Origin of the sequence: Dryocola sharpae, from assembly GCF_051307055.1 — a bacterium.
Classification (GTDB): Bacteria; Pseudomonadota; Gammaproteobacteria; order Enterobacterales; family Enterobacteriaceae; genus Dryocola.
The window spans coordinates 913,510-935,051 of the sequence record NZ_CP149994.1 but is presented as its reverse complement, the minus strand read 5'-3'; the positions used below and the strand labels follow the sequence as shown (position 1 = coordinate 935,051).

The following is a 21,542-nucleotide window of genomic DNA, read 5'->3' as shown; positions in this document are numbered from 1 at the left end:
CCTGCGCTCCTGCTATGCTTAAAAGGTAACCCCTTATAAACATATGCAGGAGTGGAGCCATGCAATACAACACGTTAGGAAAAACAGACCTCAAGGTCTCCCGTCTTTGTCTCGGCTGTATGACCTTTGGCGAGCCGGACCGGGGGAAACATGCCTGGACTCTCCCCGAAGAAAGCAGCCGCCTCATCATCAAACACGCGCTGGATAACGGCATTAATTTCTTTGATACCGCCAATAGCTATTCAGACGGCAGCAGCGAAGAGATTGTCGGACGCGCTCTGAAAGACTTCGCCCGTCGTGAAGAGATCGTACTCGCCACCAAGGTATACCATCAGGTTGGCGATCTGCCGGAAGGGCTTTCCCGTGCGCAGATCCTGCGCTCGATTGACGACAGCCTGCGTCGTCTGGGCACCGACTACGTTGACCTTCTGCAAATCCACCGCTGGGACTACAACACGCCGATTGAAGAAACGCTCGAAGCGCTTAACGACGTGGTTAAAGCGGGTAAAGCACGTTTCATCGGCGCATCGTCGATGCACAGCGAGCAGTTTGCCCGGGCGCTGGCGCTGCAGGATCAACACGGCTGGGCGCGCTTTGCCACCATGCAGGATTATTACAACCTGATTTATCGCGAAGAAGAGCTTGATATGCTGCCGCTGTGCTATCGGGAAGGAGTGGCCGTGATCCCGTGGAGCCCGCTGGCTCGCGGCAAGCTGACCCGCCCATGGGGCGACACCACGGCACGTTCGGTTTCCGACGAGTTTGGTAAAACCCTGTACGAAGGGAGCGCCGAAAACGATGCGGTGATTGCCGAACGACTGGCAAACGTTGCCGCCGACAAAGGCGTTTCCCGCGCTCAGGTTGCGCTGGCATGGCTGTTAAGCAAACCAGGCATTGCCGCGCCGATCATCGGCGCCTCACGCGAACATCAGCTGGATGATTTGTTAGGCGCGGTGGAGCTCACGCTTGCGCCGGAAGAGATTGCCGAGCTGGAAACGCCGTATCAGCGACATCAGGTGGTGGGATTTAAATAACGCCGTAGGTTTTGCAGGGCGGATGGCGCAGGTTTATCCGCCCGGCAATTTAAATCAGCCCAATCGGCCACTGGTGCCCAAGCAGATAGATTATCCCTGCCGAGAGCACGCCAGCGACGATATCGTCGATCATAATCCCCATTCCGCCCTGAACGTTGCGGTCAAACCAGCGGATTGGCCAGGGCTTCCACATATCGAGTATGCGGAAAATCACAAATCCGGCGGCAACCCAACGCCAGTCGTTAACCGGCAGCGCCATCAGCGTTATCCACATGCCGATGAACTCATCCCACACGATGCTGCCGTGGTCATGAACGCCCATATCGCGTGCCGTTTGATGGCACAGATAAACGCCGATGCAGATGCCCAGCATTACCACCAGCGAATAAAGCTGCCACGGCAGGAAGGTCATCAGATACCAGAACGGGATCGCGGCAAGCGATCCCATGGTGCCGGGTACAATCGGGCTTAACCCGCTGCCGAAGCCGGTGGCCAGCAAATGCCACGGATTAAGCAGGTTCAGGCGGCTTTTTGCCACATCTCTAGTGCGACGCAAAGTGGTCGTATCCTTTTAAGTCCAGAGTGACAGGCCTGCCCTCTTCAAAGAACTGAAGCCCTTCAGAAGCAGGCACGATCTGGCCTATGCAGGTAAAGGGCACGCCCAGATTACCGATAGCGACATCCAGCGCGCCGCGATTCAGCTCAGGGACCGTAAAGCAGAGTTCGTAATCCTCGCCGCCGGCAAGCGCCCAGCGCAGAGCCTGCTCGGCTTCAACGTTATCGCGCATTGCCTCTGAATACGGCAGCGAATCGAGCATGATTCTCGCCCCGCAATCGCTGGCCTTCAGTATATGGCCAAGATCGGAAATCAACCCGTCTGAAAGATCGATGGCGCTACTTGCCCGATCGCGCAGAGCCTGCCCGTGCAGCACGCGCGGTTTCGGACGCAGGTGCCGTTTCAGCAGGTAATCCGCCTGCTGCGCATCCGCCACCTTCAGGCGATCCTGCAGGATCGCAAGGCCGGCGGCGCTGTCGCCTGGCGTTCCGGTAACGTAAATCCAGTCGCCGGCGCGGGCGCCGCTACGCTTAAGCGCGCGTCCTGCGGGCACCAGCCCGTGAATACCGAGCGTCATAGAAAGCGGGCCGCGGGTGGTATCGCCGCCAATCAACTGCATATCGTAGTAATCAAGCTGTTCAAACAGGCTGTCGCTGAAGGCTTCAAGCCAGGGTTCGTCGATTTCCGGGAGGGTGATGGCCAGCGTCAACCAGCCTGGATCGGCACCCATCGCGGCCAAATCGCTTAAGTTAACAGCTAGTGCTTTGTAGCCCAGATCGCGCGGATCGATATCCGGCAGGAAGTGAACACCTGAGACAAGCGTATCTGTGCTAATCGCCAGCAGCTGCTTTTCCGCTACGCTCAGCAATGCACAATCGTCGCCAATACCGGTTTCAACATCACGACGGGTACTTCTTACGCGATCAAAATAACGGGCAATCAGGGAAAACTCACCGCATGCCATGCGTTATGCCTCTGAAAGATGTATAAAAAACGAAGGCCGGGTAAACCGGCCAGAGACTGCCGACAAAGCCCTTTGCTCTACAAGCGCCGAATATGGGCTAATAAAAACAAAGGATGATGTCTTCTGTTTTATCCCAAACGGCAAAAACCACGTTTTTTGCCGTTTGCCATCAATCTGAAGGCCGGATAAACCGGCCTGATGGAGATTATTTTCTGTGGGGACGGATTTGCGGAGCGGCTTTATCGAGCACGCCGTTGACAAACTTGTGGCTATCTTCGGCACCGAAGGTTTTCGCCAGATCGATGGCTTCGTTAATCGCCACTTTATAAGGCACGTCATCACGTTTTGACAGTTCAAACAGTGCGATACGCAGAACCGCTTTTTCTACCTGGCCCAGCTCTTCAAGCTGGCGTGACAGGTAAGGCTTCATCAGCCCATCCAGATACGCGCTGTTAGTAGCCACCCCGCTCAGCAGTTCGCGGAAGTAGTTAACGTCAACATCCTTGACGTCCTGTTCCGCCAGGAACTGGTATTCGACATCAGCGATGTCGTTGCGAGATAACTGCCAGGAGTAAAGCGCCTGAACGGCACACTCACGGGCACGGCGACGAGCAGCAGGTTTCACAGATTTCCCCTTACAAAAAATCAGGCCTTGATGGCTTTCAATACATTAATCATTTCAAGCGCGGTCAGTGCGGCTTCTGCACCTTTATTACCGGCTTTTGTGCCAGCGCGTTCGATGGCTTGTTCAATACTTTCGGTGGTCAGCACGCCGAAGGCGACCGGAATACCGCTTTGCTGGGCAACGCTTGCCAGACCGTTGCTGGCGCCGCCGGCAACGTATTCAAAGTGCGCGGTGCCGCCACGGATAACCGTACCCAGCGCAATCACCGCGTCGTAACGACCGGTTTTCGCCAGCGCGTCTGCGGCCAGCGGCAGCTCATAAGCGCCCGGCACCCAGACTACGGTGATGTTTTCATCTTTAACCTGGCCGATACGCTTCAGGGCGTCGATAGCGCCATCCAGCAGGCTGTCATTGATGAAGTTGTTAAAACGCGCGATGGTGATGGCGACGCGAGCGTCTGGAGTAGCAACGGCTGCTTCAATAATGTTCATAATCTTCCTTTACGGGTTCTGTTTAGCCCCGCAGGGGGGCGGATTTTATCATAATCTTTTGGCGGCTGCTTACGTTTTGAGTTCGCTAATAACGCGGCGTCAGATGCAGGCATAAATCGGGCCCAACGTGGCGAACCTCGCTGAAGGTAAACTCAGGCGCATCGGCGAGTTTTTCAAGCCCCGGCAGGTTGCACAGGCCGCGGGCATCGTTGCCAAGTAGCTTAGGAGCAACGTAAACAAGCAGTTCATCAACCAGCCCCGCCTGGAGCAGCGCGCCGCCTAAAGTTGCGCCCGCCTCCACCCACACGGAGTTTATCTGGCGTTTGCCAAGCAGCATCATCATCACCACCAGATCCAGATGGCCGTTGTGCTGCGGGACGATAAATTGCTCCACGCCTTCCGGCCAGGCCTGCTCGTCCGCCGCGCAACGCGCAAGCCAGGTTTCCCCCGGCTGGCTGATAATTTTATGCCGGGGCGTCACCCGGTTCTGGCTGTCGATAATAATCCGCGTCGGCTGGCGCAGATTCTCTTCGGAATAAATCTCTTGCGTTGCGCTATCCAGTTCTTTCCAGCGCACTGTTAATGATGGATCGTCTGCCAGCACCGTTGCGCTGCTGCTAAGAATAGCTGCGCTTTGCGCGCGCAGGCGCTGTACGTCCCGACGGGACGCCGGAGAAGTAATCCACTGGCTTTCACCGCTCGCCATAGCCGTGCGGCCATCGAGCGACGCACCCAGCTTTAATTGTATATAGGGAAAACCGGTACGCATGCGTTTGAGAAAGCCGCGGTTGAGAGATTCCGCTTCGTTCATCATCAGCCCGTGGCTGACATCGATGCCGGCCTGCTGCAGGCGATAAAGCCCGCGCCCGGCAACCTGCGGATTTGGGTCCTGCATGGCCGCCACGACTCGCGTCACGCCAGCAGCAATTAACGCATCGCAGCATGGCGGCGTGCGTCCGTGGTGGCTGCAAGGCTCGAGCGTCACGTAAGCTGTGGCTCCGCGAGCCTTTTCACCCGCCATACGCAATGCATGAACTTCCGCATGCGGCTCCCCGGCGCGAAAGTGAAAACCCTCCCCGACAATCTCACCGTCTTTGGCTATCACACATCCCACGTTGGGGTTGGGATGTGTGGTGAAACGCCCAAGCTTTGCCAGCTGCAGCGCGCGAGCCATGAATTTCTCATCAAGCGACATCGGGGTTAGTCCTGTAAACGGGCGATCTCTTCGCCAAATTCGCGGATATCTTCGAAGCTGCGATACACGGAGGCAAAGCGGATATAGGCTACTTTATCGAGTTTTTTAAGCTGCTCCATTACCAGGTTGCCGATCATTTTGCTCGGCACTTCACGCTCGCCGGTTCCGCGCAGCTGGGATTTAATGTGGTTTACCGCCATTTCTACATCGTCAGAGCTAACCGGGCGCTTTTCCAGCGCTTTGAGAATACCGCTACGCAGCTTGTCCTCGTTGAACGGCTCGCGAACGTCATTGCTTTTCACCACGCGCGGCATCACCAGCTCTGCCACTTCAAAGGTGGTAAAACGCTCGTTACAAACCAGGCACTGACGGCGACGACGCACGGAAGAGCCCTCGCCAACAAGACGGGAGTCGATCACTTTGGTGTCTACTGCGAAACAGAATGGGCAATGCATGGCGCGTCCTGAAAGATTGTTCAATCAGACAATAGTTTACCGCGAAGTCGCCGGAGTACAAAGGCACGCTCTGTCGATCGGTGAAATATGACTTTTCACCGGCCAACAGCTACGCTTAGTGAAGGAAAAACAGTTAAGGAATTACAAGCCATGACAAAGACTTACCTAAGATTTCTCCTGGCCGGCTGTCTGATAAGCCTGACCGCCTGCGCCCAGCAAAGCGAAGTGCGCCAGATGCGTCAGGAGGTGGGCGCGCTCAATCAGGACATGATGAAGCTGGGCGATCAATCGATAAAGCTGACCCAGCAGAACTCGCTGAACGCTAACTCCACCACCGGCGTTTATCTGCTGCCGGGTTCAAATACGCCAGCGCGTCTGAACAGCCAGATTGGCAACCTGCAAATGTCATTGAGCAACATAGCAGCGGAAGCAAACGGCACGCGTGCAACGCTTACCATCAAAGGAGAATCCAGCGATCCTTTACCGGCATTTAGCGGCGAAATTGCATGGGGGCAAATTCAGGGCACGACGGATAACTACCAGGAGGTAAACGTCCAGACGCAACGGATCGCTGCTCCGGCGAGTATTCTTGCGCCGAGCGACGTCACCCTTCCCCTGCGCCTGCCGGGCATTACGCCGGACCAGTTAGGTTTTGTGCGCATTCATGATATTCAGCCGAACGTCCCCCAGGACGGATAAACAAAGCGCCGTCCACCGCCTGCGGGCAACAGAAACGGCGGATGGCGCAGGCTTATCCACCCTACAAATGAAGCAGGAATATTTATTCATTATGCCTCGCCGCATAAGCTGCTAAGCACTCTGATATTCCCTTTCCTGACGTCACTTAGTGATATACATCACATTTATTTGTAACAGATAGCCTCGTCTTTGCTTAATTTTTTGTGACAGGTACAATCACGCCGTTTTAAATGTATGCAAACGTGAACGCAATCGATTACGTATGCGACGATAATGTGAAATGAGACATTTTTTTGTGAGCAGGGGTTTCTATAATAGGCGCGCCGATGAGAAACCAGGGCAATGGTTGACGGCTTCGGGTAGCGACTCACCTCTCCCTCACGGGAATCATGCAAAACAGTGGCAAAAAATATGAAAAAAATTATTCTGGCGGCCGGCACCGTTCTGGCGCTTTCAAGCTCTTTCTCCGCGAATGCGGAAGATACTAAAAGCAGCGAATATGTTTCTGACTGGTGGCACCAGAGCGTAAACGTGGTGGGCAGCTACCACACCCGCTTCGGACCGCAGATCCGTAACGATACCTATCTGGAATACGAAGCTTTCGCTAAAAAAGACTGGTTTGACTTCTATGGCTACCTGGACGCGCCGGTCTTCTTCGGCGGCAATACCGATGCGAAAGGTATCTGGAACCACGGTTCTCCACTGTTTATGGAAATCGAGCCGCGCTTCTCCATTGATAAGCTGACCGGCGCCGATCTGAGCTTCGGGCCGTTCAAAGAATGGTACGTCGCCAACAACTATATCTACGACATGGGCCGCAATAAATCCGGCCGTCAGAGCACCTGGTATATGGGTCTGGGCACCGACATCGACACCGGCCTGCCGATGAGCCTGTCCATGAACGTGTATGCGAAATATCAGTGGCAGAACTATGCCGCATCCAACGAAAACGAGTGGGATGGCTACCGCTTTAAGGTGAAATACTTTGTGCCGCTCACCACCCTGTGGGGCGGTAACCTGAGCTACATCGGTTTCACCAACTTTGACTGGGGCTCAGATCTGGGCGATGACAGCTTCTACGACAACAACGGTCGTCATGCGCGCACCAGCGACTCTATCGCTTCCAGCCATATCCTTGCGCTGAACTACGACCACTGGCACTACTCCGTGGTTGCGCGTTACTGGCACAACGGCGGTCAGTGGAACGACGACGCAAGCCTGAACTTCGGCAACGGCGACTTCAGCGTGCGCTCTACCGGCTGGGGCGGCTACCTGGTTGTGGGCTATAACTTCTGATATCTGTCCGTTATGTCGGGTGGCGCTGACGCTTACCCGACCTACAAAACGGCATCGTTAAGTTCGTCATTATCTCGGGTGGCGCTGACGCTTACCCGACCTACAAAACGGCATCGTTAAGTCCGTCATTATTGTCGGGTATCGCTGAGGCTTACCTGACCTGCAATACGTAGGGTGGATAAGCGAATGCGCCATCCACCATGACCGTCCGGACTCCCGGCCTCAAGCCAGCTTAACCGCTGGCTTTTTTTCGCCCGGCCTCAGAGTATAGACGAAAAAAACCGCAGCACGATGGCTGCGGTTTTAGCATTCGGCAAAATCGTTAAACGATTAAGGCAGAATGGACGGCTGGTCTGCCCCTTCTTTCTCTACCTTCTGCTGCAGCATGTGCTCGCGCTTCATGCCAAGCTTCAGCGCCAGCGCGGACGCCACGTAGATTGAAGATGCTGTACCGATAGAGACGCCGATAAGCATGGTCAGCGAGAAGCCTTTAAGCATCGCCCCGCCGAACAGATACAGCATCAGAATCACCACTAAGGTGGTGCCGGAGGTGATCAACGTCCTGTGCAGCGTCTGGGTTAACGACACGTTGAAGATTTCGTAAGGCGTTCCGCGACGAATTTTGCGGAAGTTTTCACGAATACGGTCAGATACCACGATGCTGTCGTTAAGCGAGTAGCCGATGACCGACATCAGAGAGGCGACGATGGTTAAGTCGACTTCGATGTGGAACAGCGACAGCACGCCCATGGTGATGATCACATCGTGCGCAAGCGAGATAACCACCCCGGCAGCCAGACGCCACTCAAAGCGGAATCCGACGTACACCAGAATGGAAATCAGCGCCACCAGCAGCGCCATCGCCCCGTGCTGCGCCAGATCGGCGCCCACGCTTGGGCCCACGAACTCAATGCGTTTTACCGCGCCGTTCTGGCTGGTCGCCTCGTTAATCACGCTCACGACTTTGCTGCCCAGCACTTGGCCACCGGACTCGCTCTGAGCAGGCGGCATGCGCACCATGATGTCACGGCTGCTGCCGAAGTTCTGCACCAGCGGCTCGGCAAAGCCCGCTTTCTCCAGCGCTTCGCGCATCTGATCCAGATCGGCCGGTTTTTCCAGCGAGATTTCGATGACCGTACCGCCGGTGAAATCCAGGCCCCAGTTGAAACCCTTCACGCCGATAATGACGATGGAAAGGATCAGCAGCAGGCCGGAGATGCCGAAAGCCCAGTAATCCCACCGCATAAAGTCATAGACTCTACGCCCGTGGTTTAATTGTTCAACAGTATATTCCTGTGCCACAACGCACTCCTCAGATAGACAGCTTGTTGATGCGTTTGCCGCCGTACAACAGGTTTACGATGGCACGGGTACCGACAATAGCGGTAAACATGGACGTCGCCACACCAATACCGGTCGTGATCGCAAAGCCTTTAATTGCCCCGGTGCCTACGGCATACAGGATGATGACCTTGATAAGCGTCGTAATGTTGGCATCGAAAATGGAGCTGAACGCGCCCTGATAGCCTTCATTGATTGCCTGCTGTACCGAACGACCGTTGCTAAGCTCTTCCTTAATACGCTCGTTAATCAGCACGTTAGCATCGACGGCTACCGCAAGGGTTAGCACAATCCCCGCAATACCCGGCATGGTCAGCGTCGCGCCCGGCAGCAAGGACATAATCCCGACAATCAGCACCAGGTTAACCAGCAGCGCAGAGGTCGCAATCAGGCCAAACTTCTTATAGAAGAAGAGCATAAAGATGATGGAAACCGCGAGGCCCGCCAGACAGGCTTCCAGACCCTGCTTGATGTTTTCCATACCCAGAGTCGGGCCAATGGTACGTTCTTCAACGATCTGAATAGGCGCAATCAGAGCGCCGGCACGCAGCAGCAGAGAGAGCTGGCGAGCTTCATTCGCGTTATTGATACCGGTGATACGGAAGCTGTTGCCCAGACGCGACTGAATATTCGCCACGTTGATCACTTCTTCCTGTTTCACCAGAACCGCACGGCCGGTGGCATCTTTCTTGCCGCTGTCCTTATACTCCACAAACAGGGTCGCCATCGGTTTACCGATGTTGTCCTTGGTGAAGTTAGACATGATGTTACCGCCGGCGCTATCCAGCGAAATATTAACCTGCGCCTGGTTGTACTCATCGGTGCTTGAAGTGGAATCGGTGATGTGGTCGCCGGTGAGGATCACGCGCTTGTACATGACAATCGGCTGGCCTTCACGGGTTTGTTTCACTTCAGAATCACCCGGTACGCGGCCCGAAGCGGCGGCAGACTGGTCAACGTTGGTATTAACCAGACGGAACTCCAGCGTTGCGGTCGCACCCAGAATTTCTTTCGCACGGGCGGTATCCTGAATGCCCGGTAGTTCGACAACGATGCGATCGGCGCCCTGACGCTGAACCAGCGGCTCTGCCACGCCCAGCTGGTTTACGCGGTTGCGCAGAATATTGATGTTTTGCTGAACCGCATACTCGCGCGCTTCGCTCAAACGTGCATCAGACATCACGGCACGCAGCGCGTTGCTGCCCTGGTTTGAGATAACCAGATCGCGGTGACGAGGGCCTAAGTAAGAAACAGCCGCATCGCGCGCTGCGCCGTCACGAAAGACCACGTCGACACCATAGTTATCGGCTTTACGCACGTTGGTGTAAGCGATGCCTTTTTCACGCAGGTCGCTACGCAGGCCTTCGGTGGTTTGTTCCTGCAGTTTGCCCAGCGCGGTATCCATGTCCACTTCCATCAGGAAGTGCACGCCGCCACGCAGGTCGAGACCGAGCTTCATCGGCTCTGCAGCAATTTTGGTTAACCAGTAAGGGGTTGCCGGAGCGAGGTTAAGGGCAACGACGTATTTGTCGCCCAGCACGCTCAGCAGCGCTTCACGAGCGCGCAGTTGCGTATCGGTGGTATCAAAGCGTGCAAGGATTGCACCTTCGGACAGCGCCACAGACTTAGCGGTGATTTTTTCTTCTTTTAAGGTGTTCTGGACCTGGATCAGCGTTTGCTCACTGGCGGCGATGCCGCGCGCGCCAGTGATCTGAACTGCCGGATCCTCACCATATAGGTTGGGAAGCGCGTATAGCAGGCCGACGATAATCACGACGACCAGCATGATGTACTTCCACAAAGGATAGCGGTTTAACACGGTAGTTCCCTTAGGGAAAACGAAAATTACAGCGCCTTCATGGTGCCTTTCGGCAGAACGGCAGCTACGAAATCACGTTTGATGACCACTTCAGTGGTGTCGTTTAAGGCGATAGAGATGTAGCCAGTATCAGCAACTTTCACTACGCGACCCACCAGACCACCGGTTGTCAGCACTTCATCGCCTTTGCCGATGGAGTCCATCAGTTTCTTATGTTCTTTAGTACGTTTTTGCTGTGGACGCAGGATCATGAAATAGAAGATCAGACCAAAGACCACCAGCATCAGAATCAAAGAGTACGGGCTACCCTGCGCTGGAGCACCTGTTGCAGCTACCGCATCAGAAATGAAAAAGCTCATTAAAATTCCCTCATTATTAAATTAATCAACGTTCAAAGGTGGAACTGGTTTACCTGTGCGCTCGTAGAACTCAGTCACGAAGTGCTCTAATTTACCCTCTTCAATGGCCTTGCGTAAACCAGCCATTAAGCGCTGGTAATAGCGCAGGTTATGAATGGTGTTGAGCCGTGCGCCGAGTATTTCGTTGCAACGGTCGAGATGATGCAAGTAAGCGCGTGAATAATTGCGACACGTATAGCAATCACACTCAGGATCGAGCGTAGAAGTGTCATCCTTGTGCTTCGCATTACGGATTTTCACCACGCCATCGGTGACAAAAAGATGTCCGTTACGCGCGTTACGCGTTGGCATTACGCAGTCGAACATATCAATACCGCGACGCACGCCTTCGACCAGATCTTCCGGTTTACCTACGCCCATCAGGTAACGTGGCTTGTCAGCAGGGATTTGCGGGCAGACGTGCTCCAGAATACGGTGCATGTCTTCCTTCGGTTCGCCAACAGCCAGGCCGCCGACAGCGTAGCCATCAAAGCCTATCTCTACCAGACCTTTTACCGAGATATCTCGTAAATCTTCGTAAACGCTGCCCTGGATAATGCCGAACAGCGCATTTTTATTGCCAAGCGAATCAAAGCGATCGCGGCTGCGCTTCGCCCAGCGCAGGGACATCTCCATTGAGCGTTTCGCATAATCCCAGTCTGCCGGGTATGGCGTACACTCGTCGAAGATCATAACGATATCGGAACCCAGATCCTTTTGAATTTCCATCGATTTTTCTGGATCGAGGAAGATAGGATCGCCGTTGATTGGATTGCGGAAATGCACGCCCGCCTCGGTGATCTTACGAATATCGCCCAGGCTGAAGACCTGGAAACCGCCGGAATCGGTAAGGATTGGGCCTTTCCAGTTCATAAAATCATGCAGATCGCCGTGTAGCTTCATGATTTCCTGACCCGGGCGCAGCCACAGGTGGAAGGTATTGCCGAGGATGATTTGCGCTCCGGTATCCTGCACTTCTTCCGGCGTCATGCCTTTTACGGTGCCGTAGGTGCCGACAGGCATAAACGCAGGCGTTTCAACTACACCACGCTCAAACACCAGACGGCCGCGGCGCGCGCGGCCGTCGGTGGTATCTAATTCAAATTTCACATTTCCTCCCGCATCAGAGAAACAGTCTGATGATTAAGACAAAAACGCCGTCGGGTTATCCGGCGGCGCAGAATATTGCGTTAAGCGCCAGGGCGCTCGTTTATCGCCTGCGGATTGTACGTGATGTACATCGCATCCCCGTAACTAAAAAAGCGATATTCGGAATTTACAGCCGCCTGGTAGGCGCGCATGGTGTTTTTGTAGCCGGCAAAAGCGGAGACCAGCATGATCAGCGTTGATTCCGGCAGGTGGAAGTTGGTCACCAGCGCGTCGATAACTTTGTACTGATAGCCCGGATAGATAAAGATTTGCGTATCGCCGAAGAACGGTGCAATCAGACCATTTTTGGCGGCCTGCGCGGCGCTTTCCAGCGAGCGCACGGATGTGGTGCCAACCGCGATAACTTTATTGCCACGCGCTTTACAGGCCAGCACGGCGTCCACTACCTCCTGCGGCACTTCAGCATATTCAGAGTGCATGATGTGGTCTTCGATACTCTCTACCCGCACCGGCTGGAAGGTTCCCGCGCCAACGTGCAGCGTAACGAATGCCTGTTCGATGCCTTTATTACGCAATGCTTCAAGCAGCGGCTCGTCAAAATGCAGGCCGGCCGTCGGAGCCGCTACGGCCCCTGGCTTCTGGCTGTACACGGTCTGGTAAAGCTCGCGGTCCGCCTCTTCATCCGGGCGGTCGATATACGGCGGCAGCGGCATGTGGCCGATGCTATTCAGAATATCCAGCACGCCGCGCTCGTCTTCAAACTGCACTTCGAACAGCGCATCGTGGCGCGCAACCATGGTGGCGTGTACGCTTTCATCATCGCCCAGAAGTAGTTCAGCGCCCGGCTTAGGCGCCTTTGAAGCGCGGATATGCGCGAGGATGCGTTTATCATCCAGCATGCGCTCTACCAGCACTTCGATCCTGCCGCCGCTGGCTTTGCGGCCAAATAGGCGCGCCGGGATCACGCGGGTATTATTAAAGACCAGCAGATCGCCAGGGTTGAGCTTAGCGAGCAGATCGGTGAAAGTGCCATGCGTTAAATCACCCGTCGGCCCGTCGAGCGACAGCAAACGACACGCGCTGCGTTGCGCCTGCGGATAGTGAGCAATCAGGGATTCTGGTAATTCAAAGGAGAAATCGGCAACACGCATGGCTTAAAAACTCAGACTCAAAAAGTGGCGGTACAGTCTAGTGCCAGGGGGCTTTCCCTGCAACCAGTAAGCCGCCATAAAGCCCAATACGGATAAAGTAATTTATGAATTTTCTCGCCCATTTGCACCTTGCAAGCCTTGCTCAGAGTTCGCTGCTGGGCAACCTGCTGGCAGATTTTGTCCGCGGTAATCCGGATGACAGCTTTGCTCCCGACGTCGTCGCGGGCATTTATATGCATCGCCGCGTGGATGTTTTGACCGATGGGCTTCCCGAAGTAACGACGGCCAAGCGGTGGTTTCGCCCTGAAACGCGCCGCGTCTCGCCGATTACGCTTGATGTGATGTGGGACCATTTCGTCTCGCGCCACTGGTCAACACTCAGTCCGCAAATCGAACTGGCAGACTTTATTGTCCATGCCCGGGCGAACATTGAACCGCATCTGCCCGATACGCCGCCGCGCTTTATCAACCTGAATAATTATCTGTGGGAAGAGCGCTGGCTTGAGCGCTATAGCGACATGGCGTTTATTGCTAACGTTCTCAACGGCATGGCGTCGCGTAGACCAAAACTGGACGCGTTGCGAGCCTCCTGGCAGGACCTTGAGGATCACTATGAGCCGCTTGAAGAGCTGTTCTGGCAGTTTTACCCGCGTATGATGGCGCTGGCGGAGCAAAAAAGTTTGTAAAGGATCGCAGGGCGCGCATTAACTGCTTGCCCTTTTACAGAAAAGGGCTATTTTGGCTGGTCAGTTGGCAAACAACCAATTTTTAATAGGCAAAACCTATCTGATTAATTGGCGCAGCACGCTTGAGTTGCAGGGAAGCCAACCCCTATACTCCCCCCGTTGCGTAAAACCCCACTTTAACAAAATTAACAGGAGTACATATGGTCCTGGTTACTCGTCCAGCCCCTGATTTTACCGCCGCAGCCGTACTTGGCAGTGGCGAAATCGTTGAAAACTTCAACTTCAAAGCACACACCAACGGTAAACCAACCGTCGTGTTCTTCTGGCCAATGGATTTCACCTTTGTCTGCCCGTCTGAACTGATCGCGTTCGACAAGCGTTACGAAGAGTTCCAGAAACGTGGCGTAGAAGTCGTTGGTGTATCTTTTGACTCCGAGTTCGTTCACAACGCATGGCGTAAAACCCCTGTTGAAAACGGCGGCATCGGCGAAGTGAAATACGCGATGGTTGCTGACGTTAAGCGTGAAATCCAGAAAGCTTACGGCATCGAACATCCGGAAGCGGGCGTTGCGCTGCGCGGCTCCTTCCTGATCGACAAAGCCGGTATCGTGCGCCACCAGGTTGTTAACGACCTGCCGCTGGGCCGTAATATCGACGAAATGCTGCGCATGGTTGACGCGCTGCAGTTCCACGAAGAGCACGGCGAAGTGTGCCCGGCTCAGTGGGAAAAAGGCCAGGAAGGCATGAACGCGTCTCCGGACGGCGTTGCTAAATACCTGAGCGAAAACGTTGCTAAGCTGTAATCGCTAAACGTTTTTAAAGAAAGGGTCGCGCAAGCGGCCCTTTTTATTTGTCGGGAGACGCTACGCTTACCCGGCCTGCTTAGCGAGCTCTCATCGCAGGATGCATAAGCGTCTTTCAGTAAAAAACTACAGGCTCCGCCATACCGCAACAGAAACGCCAGGCAGCGACAGCTCACGGTTATCCAGCTTCGCTTCGCCTTCCAGCTGCGTCCAGGCTTTGCCGCTTAACAGCGGATTCCACGGCAGCGTTACGTTGGTTTGCTCCCCGCGGTTAATCGCCACCAGCACGCGTTCGTTCTGATAAACGCGCCCAAAGACCACCACATCCCCTTCGGCATACGCCACATGGCAACCGCCCTGGCGCAGGGCCCTGCTCTGGCGCCGCAGTTTACCCAGACGCTGGTACAGCGCCAGCAAATCCAGATCCTGATCGCGCCTGTTCCACGGGAAAGGCTTGCGGCAGAAAGGATCGTTATCGCCGTCTACGCCCACCTCGTCACCGTAATAAACGCAGGGCACGCCCGGCCAGCAATAAAGCCAGACTACCGCCAGCGGCAGACGAGCCACATCTTTACCGAGCACGGATTTAAAGCGCGCCGTATCGTGGCTGTCGAGCTGGTTAAACATGCGCAGCTGTTGCTGATGGGAGAGGCTTGCGCGATATGCATCCATCCACGCCATGCAGGTCTGCGCATCAATATTCTGCGGATCGTAGGAGATATCCGTGTGAGCCAGGAAGCCCCATAACGGGAGGGTAAAACCGCGATAGTTCATCGCCGCATCTTCCGCATCCGCCTGTAGCCACTGGCGTGCGTCGCCAAAATGCTCGCCCAGCACGTAGGCGTCCGCTTTGGTTTCTTTTGCCGCTTTGGTAATGCCGCTGACGTGCAGCAGGTTATTCTTCGCCCCGCCCTCTTCACCTAACATATGCACCACGTCCAGACGCCAGCCGTCCATGCCCCACGGCTCGCGCAGCCAGTGGCGCACCACGCTGTCCTCGCCCTGATAAATTTCTTCTGTCAGCGATTCAGAACCGTAATCCAGCTTCGGCAGGCTGGAATAACCGAGCCAGTCCAGCGCGCGCCCCTCTTCCGAGAAGCTGTAAAAATCCCGCCAAGGCGATTGCGGGTTATTACAGGCTCCGGCTTCGGTAGCCTGATGACGGTCAAACCACGGATGCGTGTCGCCGCTGTGGTTGAATACGCCATCCAGCACCAGACGCATTCCCTGCTGCTGCGTATTCTTGCGCAGACGGAGTAGCGCGTGGTCGCCGCCAAACTGCGCATCAACGTGCCGGTAGTCCTGCGTGTCGTACTTATGCACGCTCGGCGCGGTAAACACCGGATTAAGGTAAAGCGCGGTAATACCCAGCTTCTTCAGATACGGCAGCTTTTCGCTGATGCCGTCCAGATCGCCGCCGTAAAACGTTGATCCGCCCGCCTCTCCGCTCAGCGGCTCGTCCCAGTCGCGCAGAATGATTTCGCGCTTCGCGGCGTGATGGTAATAAATTTGATCCTGCCCGGCCTTGCGCGGCTGGCTGCGGGCAAAGCGATCCGGGAATATCTGGTAAAACACCTGATCCTGAACCCACTGCGGCCCTTCATCCGGCGCATCGAAAGCAAACTGTTCGAGACGCGCCGGAGGGATCGGGCTGAAACCCTGCGGGGTAAACCAGCGCTGCCTGTCGAGCCATAAGAGCTTAAAGCTGTAACGTCTGCGCGGCTGGCCGTCATGGAGATCGATTGCGCCGCTCCAGGCAACCACGCCTTCATAAGGCGCGTTTTTCTGCCGCGTCATGGCAATTGAGGTTTCTTCGTTATCCTTTTCGCCGCGCAGCACCACGCGTTCCGGCAGATCGTCGCCCGCCAGCCAAAGGGTGATATGAAGCTTCTCTTTACGAGTTTGCACAAATGGCGCAACCGGAAGGTGCCAGGCGTTCAACATAGTATTATCGTTCCCGAGTCTAAAAATTGACGCCACCTTGCCACAGCCGGTAGCTGCGTCACTCCTCATTCTCGTTTAATTTGGGGGAGGAAAGCGGGGGCGGAGAGGTTAACGGTAGCCCGAAAATAAAGGGCCTGCCAGAAGAGTAATGCCAGGCGGTAAGCACCACAAAATTTATCAGCCCTTCTATTTTATGCTCTTTGAAAGCACTCGGTGCCGTAATCTGCAACGCAGACATTCCTCACCCGGCAGTAAAGGCGGCCATTGGTTTCAGATGGGTTCTGAAACGGGTCGATTACTGACGCTGCATCGACTATGAAGGCAATGGGGGAGGCTACATCATTGTCTAATACAGCCTCTTAAAAATATCATTACACCTGTTACATAGTTGCCTTTGCATACTCTGGAGAACGAGGCCCATACAGTAATCCGCCGGACGAACCTGCGCTTAATAAGCGGGCGCTTGTAATACCTGATATTTCATATGATTTATTGCCTGCGGTATTTACTATTTGTTGAATGGCGGCGTTCACAACCATAGCCAACAGGCCATTATTATAATTACCGTCATTTTCGTTGGATGAAGCCGTGGCAGATTTTTTCCACAACTCTTTACCTGTGCGTAAGTCCACTAATCTGGCGCTGGCGGAAACTCTGGTATCACTGTTTATAATCTGGTAGGAAGTACCATACTCTTTCACATTTAAATACAATACCGCATCCGCCCCAAAAATCTGATGTAATCTGGTGATGCTGACAGCATTAATATCCTCAGCATTTGATAAGCCATTTTGCTTAAAGGTCTCTTCTACCACCGCAACCGGAAATACGTAATATCCCCCTTCAGCCAGGGGGTGGGTCACTACAGAGAGAAAACCATGGCTTGCATCAACATCCGTTGAATGATTCTTAGGTAGTAACACTAAAATGCTGCGAGGCTTACTTTCTTTAAATGCGGAGTAATCTTTAGACTGCACCGGCGTTGGTTTTGCGCAGCCCGTTAAAATGAGGCTGAATGCAAAAATTAATAATGCAAATAATGGTTTCATTTCAGACTTCCTTTGTCTTTACTGGTGAGAAAATCGATATATGGAGTTGATTCCGGGAATAACATCCTTTCTTTATTAAATTCAGCAATCGCAAGATCCATTTTACCCGTATTGCTATAAAGCATGCCTAGCTGGGCATGTAATCCCGGAGGAACCGGTTTAGCTGTGGCTTTTGCTTTTTCGACAATAGCTTGTAGAGCACCAATTTGCGCTTCTGATGACGAATCATTAGCGTAGAAGCTATACAATGTATCCTGATAATTACCCCAGTAGTATATTTTTTTTGGTTCCTGCTTTGCACATCCTGTCAGTACAATAACAATTAACCACAAACCAATTTTATTTATATTTTTCAACTTATGTCATCCTTGTATTAGTTACTTCCGGAGCTCCAGCTACCATTATCAATTCCGGCAATCAGATTATTTACGGCTTCACGAATTGCCAGATCCAGCACTTTACCGTTCAGAGTTGAGTCATAGCTTGCTGTGCCACCAAACCCCACGATTTCACGATTCGATAGCGCGTATTCACCTGCTCCCTGCGACGAAAATACTACTTCTGAGGTTTTAACATTAACAACGTTTAATGCGACTTTGGCATATGCTACCTGAGTTTTACCTCGACCAAGAATGCCAAACAACTGGCGATCGCCCGTTTCTTTTCGACCAAACTCAGTTACATCGCCCGTAATAACAAAGGTAGCGCCTTTCAGTTGCTGTCCTTTACCATTAATTTGTGCTTCATTCCTGATTTCTGCCAAATTAGCACGATCGAGGACGTTGAAATGTCCGGTTTGCTGCAAATGAGTTATCAAAATGGTTTTTGACTGATTTCCCAGCCGATCTATACCGTCTGAGAAAATACCATTCATATAGTGAGAACGGTTATCAAATTTTCCAATAGATATCGGGATACGGAGACCGTGCCATTGCGTACTGGCGCTGGTAACCTTCGCGACTTCATCAGAACGGGATGATTCTGACGCACAGCCACTTGTCAGAGCCGCCACGCCACAAACTCCAGCGATTATTATTTTTTTTAACATTAAAAAATTCCCTTTTTAAATAAAAAATTTTTTGTCCTCTGTAAAAACAGATTAATGCCAGTGAAGATCCGATTGAACTGCTCGCACTGTCCAGTCAGGAATGGTGATGGCTACTCAAATCCTGGTCTGAAACAGGATCTGCACCCTTAGATCCTAGCGATAATTAGCATAAATTAATTCAATTATTTTTCTTATTTATTAGCAAGTTAATACATGAAAAGCTAACGATTCCCACCAAACCACGAGAAGATATATAATCATCTGGAAAAATCCACTCTCCAATGATTTACAACTATAAATTAGATGAATAGCAGTCAATGTCACATAATAAACGCATCTTAATCATGATATTATCAGTAAGCATGCAAGCGTTATTTTTTGATAAGTCAAATGCATCCCCGTTTGGGAATGACGGCTAGTGTTTGAGGACTTTAATGAATTAGATCTACCCACATAACGTAACGTGGATACAGCCCGAAGCGAGACTCTGGTTTTCAAATCATTCCGGGCTGATACCACCGCAAGCACTGTGGCGATACCAGCCATTGTATCAGGGCCTCATAATACGTGCGTTCTTCGGAGTTAAGCGCAAACTCAGCGGCACAGTCCACCCGGCGACAGGCTTTCGCTAACAGGCGCAGCTCTTTCTCTTCATCCCCGTTCGCCAGCTTTTTGATTTCAGCACGTTCATCCTGATGCAGCTGACGGTTGTAGCGCTCCGCATCCAAAGATGCCGCCGCCCGACTGCGCACCGTTACTGCCCGCAATCACCCCACCAATTCCGCCGCCGCGTACTGCTGCCGAAGCTGGCCTGAATCGCGCCGATTACGCAGCGGCAGATAGATGAATTGATTGAGATGAGCAGCGAACCGCAAAGAAGATCAGGTAACTAACTAAATAACAGACAAAAAATCCCAGTGAGTTACCCGGGATTAAAGTATATTTAACTCTATATTTTTTCTGGATCAATATATGTATATCGACTAGTTATCGCTAACCCTAGCCCATTTGCTATATGAATTATTTTTCCATATTCATCTTTATTTACCTTGACTTCATAATCAGCAATATAATCACAGAGAGTTTCAAAAGCTAATATAGTCTCAGAATGGCTGATATAATCCAATGTAAAGTCAATTAAAGAAGGATCAAGTCGATCCTTTAACCCTTCTCCTAGCTTAATTATCTCGTTATCAAAATTCATCCTGGTTATCTCATTTTTTTATTGGTTTTAGAGCCGGAGGCGTCGGTTTATCATCAGGAAAAGCTGTAATAACTTTTCCATTAGCTGGCTCATAAACTACACGAACGCGAACCCCCTCTCGTTCCTCCCAGGCAACCCAACGAGCAGGTTGCCCAGCAGCAGTATAATTGCCACCAGTACCAGACTGAGCAAACCACTTAGTATTCGGTGAAGTCACTATATCACCGATTTCATGTACAACTTTGTCAGCAGACCACTCTTTAGGGAACACTGTTTTTCCTGAGTTCCCAGGATACAAGTGTCCTCCCTGCGTAGGGCTATCACCATATAAAATATGCTGCTTCGCTTCTGGAGAAAGAATATCAACATACTTCTGATTTCCCGGTGAAATAGTTACTTCTGGATTTCTAACTGCATCCGGCTTCGCTGCACTCTTACCCGGCACAAGCTCATCACCGGACATTTTACTCCCGGCAATAATGCTGGCAATAGCATGCAACTGCATCACATCATCATAGGTCTTCGCTACTTCCAACCATGGCTTCCCGGTCTTTTCAGCAATACCCACTATTGCCGCATCCCGCGTGATACTCCCCGCATCCAGACCCTGCATAATTGCGGAGGCATTCGCATAGTCTTCCGGAAAAATATCTTTATATTTTAGATTGTAGGAAGCACTTCCATCATAGCTACCGAGGGCCGTCTGCGCCTTCACCACCAGTTGCGTACAGGCTGCGCTGTCTTGTTACCCTGCGAACAGATATCGCCGATAAGCTCGTCACGAGCCTTATCCGTCGCATTAATATTCGCCAGCTCTTCCTGTAGCGCCTGTCGTTGTTCAGGTTTCAGATCGCCACTTTTCAACTGGCTTTCGACCTGTAACTTCCGTTCCGCCTCTTTGTGATCCAGGTAGTTAAATCGCACCGAGTCCAAAGATGCCGCCGCGCCCGACTGCGCACCGTTACTGCCCGCAATCACCCCACCCATTGCGCCGCCGCTTACCGCCGCCGCCCACTGGGTGATGGCGGCTTTCTGACTGCCGTCCAGCGTGGTGTGGCTGCTCAGGTAGTCGTTCACTAACTGGCCGAACACCTCGCTGCCCAGCCCGGCTATTCCTCCTGCCAGCGCGTTACCGCCGCCGAAGCTGGCCTGAATCGCGCCGATTATGCCGTGGATAGACGCTTTTTCTTTGCTGTCGGCACTCCAGCCCATTGCCACGCCGAGGTCGCCAGCCACCTGATTAGCCATCTGCCCGAATACGGCGGCCAGCTCCTGCTGCTCTTCAACTTTCTGTCAAATTAACCAGCGCCAACCGAGTATTCTTGGAATATTATCATCATTTACCGTTAAAATAATTAATATGAAAAAGCATCGCTATCACCATTTATAAAATATACATATAAAATATCTCCAATAATTTCCACATGGTCTATGAATTCAATGAAACTCAGGCAGTTACGCTGCTGTAGGGTTTGCTTAAAAATTATTAATACCGCCACCTCACATACAATAAATATATAATCATTAGTTAACTCAAATCTATAAAAAACTAGACAATGAAATATTTTTCACCGTGGTTTGATTTTTTATATTGAAAAAAACAACTACCTGTATGGAAATAATCCCTATCAACCATTTTAATATCAATCATTTGTTTTTACTCGATACTTTAGG

The 21,542-nt window shown here is 52.6% G+C and carries 24 protein-coding genes; 5 read left to right on the top strand and 19 right to left on the bottom strand.

Translation table 11 applies throughout. From position 1 onward, the window contains the following. Window positions 1-59 precede the first annotated feature (59 nt). A complete protein-coding gene (locus WLO31_RS04440; RefSeq protein ID WP_435929282.1) occupies window positions 60-1,034 on the top strand; it encodes an aldo/keto reductase in 975 nt (324 codons plus the stop codon). Window positions 1,035-1,083: 49 nt separating this feature from the next. On the opposite strand, the gene pgpA is transcribed toward WLO31_RS04440, so the two are convergent. The 6 genes from pgpA to nrdR form a co-directional block, all read right to left on the bottom strand. Beyond that, window positions 1,084-1,590, bottom strand: coding sequence for a phosphatidylglycerophosphatase A (gene pgpA, locus WLO31_RS04435; protein ID WP_435929281.1), 507 nt, complete (start codon window positions 1,588-1,590; stop codon window positions 1,084-1,086). Continuing rightward, window positions 1,577-2,554 (bottom strand): thiamine-phosphate kinase, encoded by a 978-nt coding sequence (gene thiL / locus WLO31_RS04430; RefSeq protein WP_435929280.1) that lies wholly within the window; start codon window positions 2,552-2,554, stop codon window positions 1,577-1,579. Before thiL ends, pgpA begins: the two co-directional genes overlap by 14 nt. Window positions 2,555-2,759: 205 nt before the next feature. Then, window positions 2,760-3,179 (bottom strand): transcription antitermination factor NusB, encoded by a 420-nt coding sequence (gene nusB, locus WLO31_RS04425; RefSeq protein ID WP_167612083.1) that lies wholly within the window; start codon window positions 3,177-3,179, stop codon window positions 2,760-2,762. Window positions 3,180-3,199: 20 nt separating this feature from the next. Further along, window positions 3,200-3,670 (bottom strand): 6,7-dimethyl-8-ribityllumazine synthase, encoded by a 471-nt coding sequence (ribH, locus tag WLO31_RS04420; RefSeq protein ID WP_167612081.1) that lies wholly within the window; start codon window positions 3,668-3,670, stop codon window positions 3,200-3,202. An 85-nt stretch (window positions 3,671-3,755) separates the two neighbouring features. Next, window positions 3,756-4,865 carry a bifunctional diaminohydroxyphosphoribosylaminopyrimidine deaminase/5-amino-6-(5-phosphoribosylamino)uracil reductase RibD gene (gene ribD / locus WLO31_RS04415; protein ID WP_435929279.1) on the bottom strand — a complete coding sequence of 370 codons (1,110 nt, stop codon included), beginning with the start codon at window positions 4,863-4,865 and terminating at the stop codon, window positions 3,756-3,758. A 5-nt stretch (window positions 4,866-4,870) separates the two neighbouring features. Beyond that, window positions 4,871-5,320, bottom strand: a complete 450-nt coding sequence (nrdR, locus tag WLO31_RS04410; protein ID WP_064549177.1) for a transcriptional regulator NrdR — start codon at window positions 5,318-5,320, stop codon at window positions 4,871-4,873. 150 nt (window positions 5,321-5,470) lie between these two features. On the opposite strand from nrdR, the gene WLO31_RS04405 reads away from it, so the two are divergent. Both WLO31_RS04405 and WLO31_RS04400 read left to right on the top strand, forming a co-directional pair. Beyond that, window positions 5,471-6,019, top strand: coding sequence for a DUF3251 domain-containing protein (locus WLO31_RS04405; RefSeq protein WP_435929278.1), 549 nt, complete (start codon window positions 5,471-5,473; stop codon window positions 6,017-6,019). Between the two features lie 411 nt (window positions 6,020-6,430). Beyond that, complete coding sequence (locus WLO31_RS04400; RefSeq protein ID WP_435929277.1) at window positions 6,431-7,315, top strand: nucleoside-specific channel-forming protein Tsx; 885 nt, start codon at window positions 6,431-6,433, stop codon at window positions 7,313-7,315. A gap of 330 nt (window positions 7,316-7,645) precedes the next feature. Here WLO31_RS04400 and secF read toward each other — a convergent pair whose 3' ends face one another. The 5 genes from secF to queA form a co-directional block, all read right to left on the bottom strand. After that, the gene (gene secF / locus WLO31_RS04395) at window positions 7,646-8,617 is read right to left on the bottom strand and encodes a protein translocase subunit SecF (protein ID WP_435929276.1); all 972 of its coding nucleotides are present in this window, start codon (window positions 8,615-8,617) and stop codon (window positions 7,646-7,648) included. Window positions 8,618-8,627: 10 nt separating this feature from the next. Beyond that, entirely contained in the window at window positions 8,628-10,475 is a 1,848-nt protein-coding gene (gene secD / locus WLO31_RS04390) for a protein translocase subunit SecD (protein WP_435929275.1), read from the bottom strand. A 26-nt stretch (window positions 10,476-10,501) separates the two neighbouring features. Further along, the gene (gene yajC / locus WLO31_RS04385) at window positions 10,502-10,834 is read right to left on the bottom strand and encodes a preprotein translocase subunit YajC (RefSeq protein ID WP_435929274.1); all 333 of its coding nucleotides are present in this window, start codon (window positions 10,832-10,834) and stop codon (window positions 10,502-10,504) included. A 21-nt stretch (window positions 10,835-10,855) separates the two neighbouring features. Next, on the bottom strand, window positions 10,856-11,983 hold the full coding sequence (gene tgt / locus WLO31_RS04380) for a tRNA guanosine(34) transglycosylase Tgt (RefSeq protein ID WP_435929273.1): 1,128 nt from the start codon (window positions 11,981-11,983) through the stop codon (window positions 10,856-10,858). A gap of 80 nt (window positions 11,984-12,063) precedes the next feature. Then, window positions 12,064-13,134 carry a tRNA preQ1(34) S-adenosylmethionine ribosyltransferase-isomerase QueA gene (gene queA, locus WLO31_RS04375; RefSeq protein ID WP_435929272.1) on the bottom strand — a complete coding sequence of 357 codons (1,071 nt, stop codon included), beginning with the start codon at window positions 13,132-13,134 and terminating at the stop codon, window positions 12,064-12,066. 104 nt (window positions 13,135-13,238) lie between these two features. Between queA and acpH the strand changes: the two genes are divergently transcribed. Both acpH and WLO31_RS04365 read left to right on the top strand, forming a co-directional pair. Further along, a complete protein-coding gene (gene acpH, locus WLO31_RS04370) occupies window positions 13,239-13,820 on the top strand; it encodes an ACP phosphodiesterase (protein ID WP_435929271.1) in 582 nt (193 codons plus the stop codon). A gap of 200 nt (window positions 13,821-14,020) precedes the next feature. Next, window positions 14,021-14,623 carry a peroxiredoxin C gene (locus WLO31_RS04365; RefSeq protein ID WP_435929270.1) on the top strand — a complete coding sequence of 201 codons (603 nt, stop codon included), beginning with the start codon at window positions 14,021-14,023 and terminating at the stop codon, window positions 14,621-14,623. Window positions 14,624-14,749: 126 nt separating this feature from the next. On the opposite strand, the gene malZ is transcribed toward WLO31_RS04365, so the two are convergent. The 8 genes from malZ to WLO31_RS04325 form a co-directional block, all read right to left on the bottom strand. Further along, window positions 14,750-16,567, bottom strand: a complete 1,818-nt coding sequence (gene malZ / locus WLO31_RS04360; protein ID WP_435929269.1) for a maltodextrin glucosidase — start codon at window positions 16,565-16,567, stop codon at window positions 14,750-14,752. A gap of 380 nt (window positions 16,568-16,947) precedes the next feature. After that, window positions 16,948-17,616 carry a DUF799 domain-containing protein gene (locus tag WLO31_RS04355; protein WP_435929268.1) on the bottom strand — a complete coding sequence of 223 codons (669 nt, stop codon included), beginning with the start codon at window positions 17,614-17,616 and terminating at the stop codon, window positions 16,948-16,950. Continuing rightward, entirely contained in the window at window positions 17,613-17,972 is a 360-nt protein-coding gene (locus tag WLO31_RS04350) for a DUF4810 domain-containing protein (protein ID WP_435929267.1), read from the bottom strand. The genes WLO31_RS04355 and WLO31_RS04350 overlap by 4 nt, the downstream gene beginning before the upstream one ends. 17 nt (window positions 17,973-17,989) lie before the next feature. Beyond that, window positions 17,990-18,664, bottom strand: a complete 675-nt coding sequence (locus tag WLO31_RS04345) for a CsgG/HfaB family protein (protein WP_435929266.1) — start codon at window positions 18,662-18,664, stop codon at window positions 17,990-17,992. A 494-nt stretch (window positions 18,665-19,158) separates the two neighbouring features. Next, window positions 19,159-19,416: a hypothetical protein gene (locus WLO31_RS04340; protein ID WP_435929265.1), complete on the bottom strand. Its 258-nt coding sequence runs from the start codon at window positions 19,414-19,416 to the stop codon at window positions 19,159-19,161. A 197-nt stretch (window positions 19,417-19,613) separates the two neighbouring features. Continuing rightward, a complete protein-coding gene (locus tag WLO31_RS04335) occupies window positions 19,614-19,868 on the bottom strand; it encodes a MafI family immunity protein (RefSeq protein ID WP_435929264.1) in 255 nt (84 codons plus the stop codon). A 10-nt stretch (window positions 19,869-19,878) separates the two neighbouring features. Then, window positions 19,879-20,583, bottom strand: coding sequence for an EndoU domain-containing protein (locus WLO31_RS04330; RefSeq protein ID WP_435929263.1), 705 nt, complete (start codon window positions 20,581-20,583; stop codon window positions 19,879-19,881). Continuing rightward, the gene (locus WLO31_RS04325; RefSeq protein WP_435929262.1) at window positions 20,580-21,116 is read right to left on the bottom strand and encodes a hypothetical protein; all 537 of its coding nucleotides are present in this window, start codon (window positions 21,114-21,116) and stop codon (window positions 20,580-20,582) included. The genes WLO31_RS04330 and WLO31_RS04325 overlap by 4 nt, the downstream gene beginning before the upstream one ends. Between the last annotated feature and the right edge of the window lie 426 nt (window positions 21,117-21,542).

What these genes read in the sequence shown, in the direction of transcription:
- thiL (WP_435929280.1), bottom strand. Translation starts at nt 2,554, where the DNA reads ATGGCATGCGGTGAGTTTTCCCTGATTGCCCGTTATTTTGATCGCGTA.
- WLO31_RS04325 (WP_435929262.1), bottom strand. Translation starts at nt 21,116, where the DNA reads ATGGCTAATCAGGTGGCTGGCGACCTCGGCGTGGCAATGGGCTGGAGT.
- WLO31_RS04335 (WP_435929264.1), bottom strand. Translation starts at nt 19,868, where the DNA reads ATGAATTTTGATAACGAGATAATTAAGCTAGGAGAAGGGTTAAAGGAT.
- WLO31_RS04345 (WP_435929266.1), bottom strand. Translation starts at nt 18,664, where the DNA reads ATGTTAAAAAAAATAATAATCGCTGGAGTTTGTGGCGTGGCGGCTCTG.
- WLO31_RS04365 (WP_435929270.1), top strand. Translation starts at nt 14,021, where the DNA reads ATGGTCCTGGTTACTCGTCCAGCCCCTGATTTTACCGCCGCAGCCGTA.
- acpH (WP_435929271.1), top strand. Translation starts at nt 13,239, where the DNA reads ATGAATTTTCTCGCCCATTTGCACCTTGCAAGCCTTGCTCAGAGTTCG.
- nrdR (WP_064549177.1), bottom strand. Translation starts at nt 5,320, where the DNA reads ATGCATTGCCCATTCTGTTTCGCAGTAGACACCAAAGTGATCGACTCC.
- yajC (WP_435929274.1), bottom strand. Translation starts at nt 10,834, where the DNA reads ATGAGCTTTTTCATTTCTGATGCGGTAGCTGCAACAGGTGCTCCAGCG.
- WLO31_RS04405 (WP_435929278.1), top strand. Translation starts at nt 5,471, where the DNA reads ATGACAAAGACTTACCTAAGATTTCTCCTGGCCGGCTGTCTGATAAGC.
- WLO31_RS04440 (WP_435929282.1), top strand. Translation starts at nt 60, where the DNA reads ATGCAATACAACACGTTAGGAAAAACAGACCTCAAGGTCTCCCGTCTT.
- ribD (WP_435929279.1), bottom strand. Translation starts at nt 4,865, where the DNA reads ATGTCGCTTGATGAGAAATTCATGGCTCGCGCGCTGCAGCTGGCAAAG.
- WLO31_RS04400 (WP_435929277.1), top strand. Translation starts at nt 6,431, where the DNA reads ATGAAAAAAATTATTCTGGCGGCCGGCACCGTTCTGGCGCTTTCAAGC.
- queA (WP_435929272.1), bottom strand. Translation starts at nt 13,134, where the DNA reads ATGCGTGTTGCCGATTTCTCCTTTGAATTACCAGAATCCCTGATTGCT.
- malZ (WP_435929269.1), bottom strand. Translation starts at nt 16,567, where the DNA reads ATGTTGAACGCCTGGCACCTTCCGGTTGCGCCATTTGTGCAAACTCGT.
- ribH (WP_167612081.1), bottom strand. Translation starts at nt 3,670, where the DNA reads ATGAACATTATTGAAGCAGCCGTTGCTACTCCAGACGCTCGCGTCGCC.
- WLO31_RS04355 (WP_435929268.1), bottom strand. Translation starts at nt 17,616, where the DNA reads ATGAAACCATTATTTGCATTATTAATTTTTGCATTCAGCCTCATTTTA.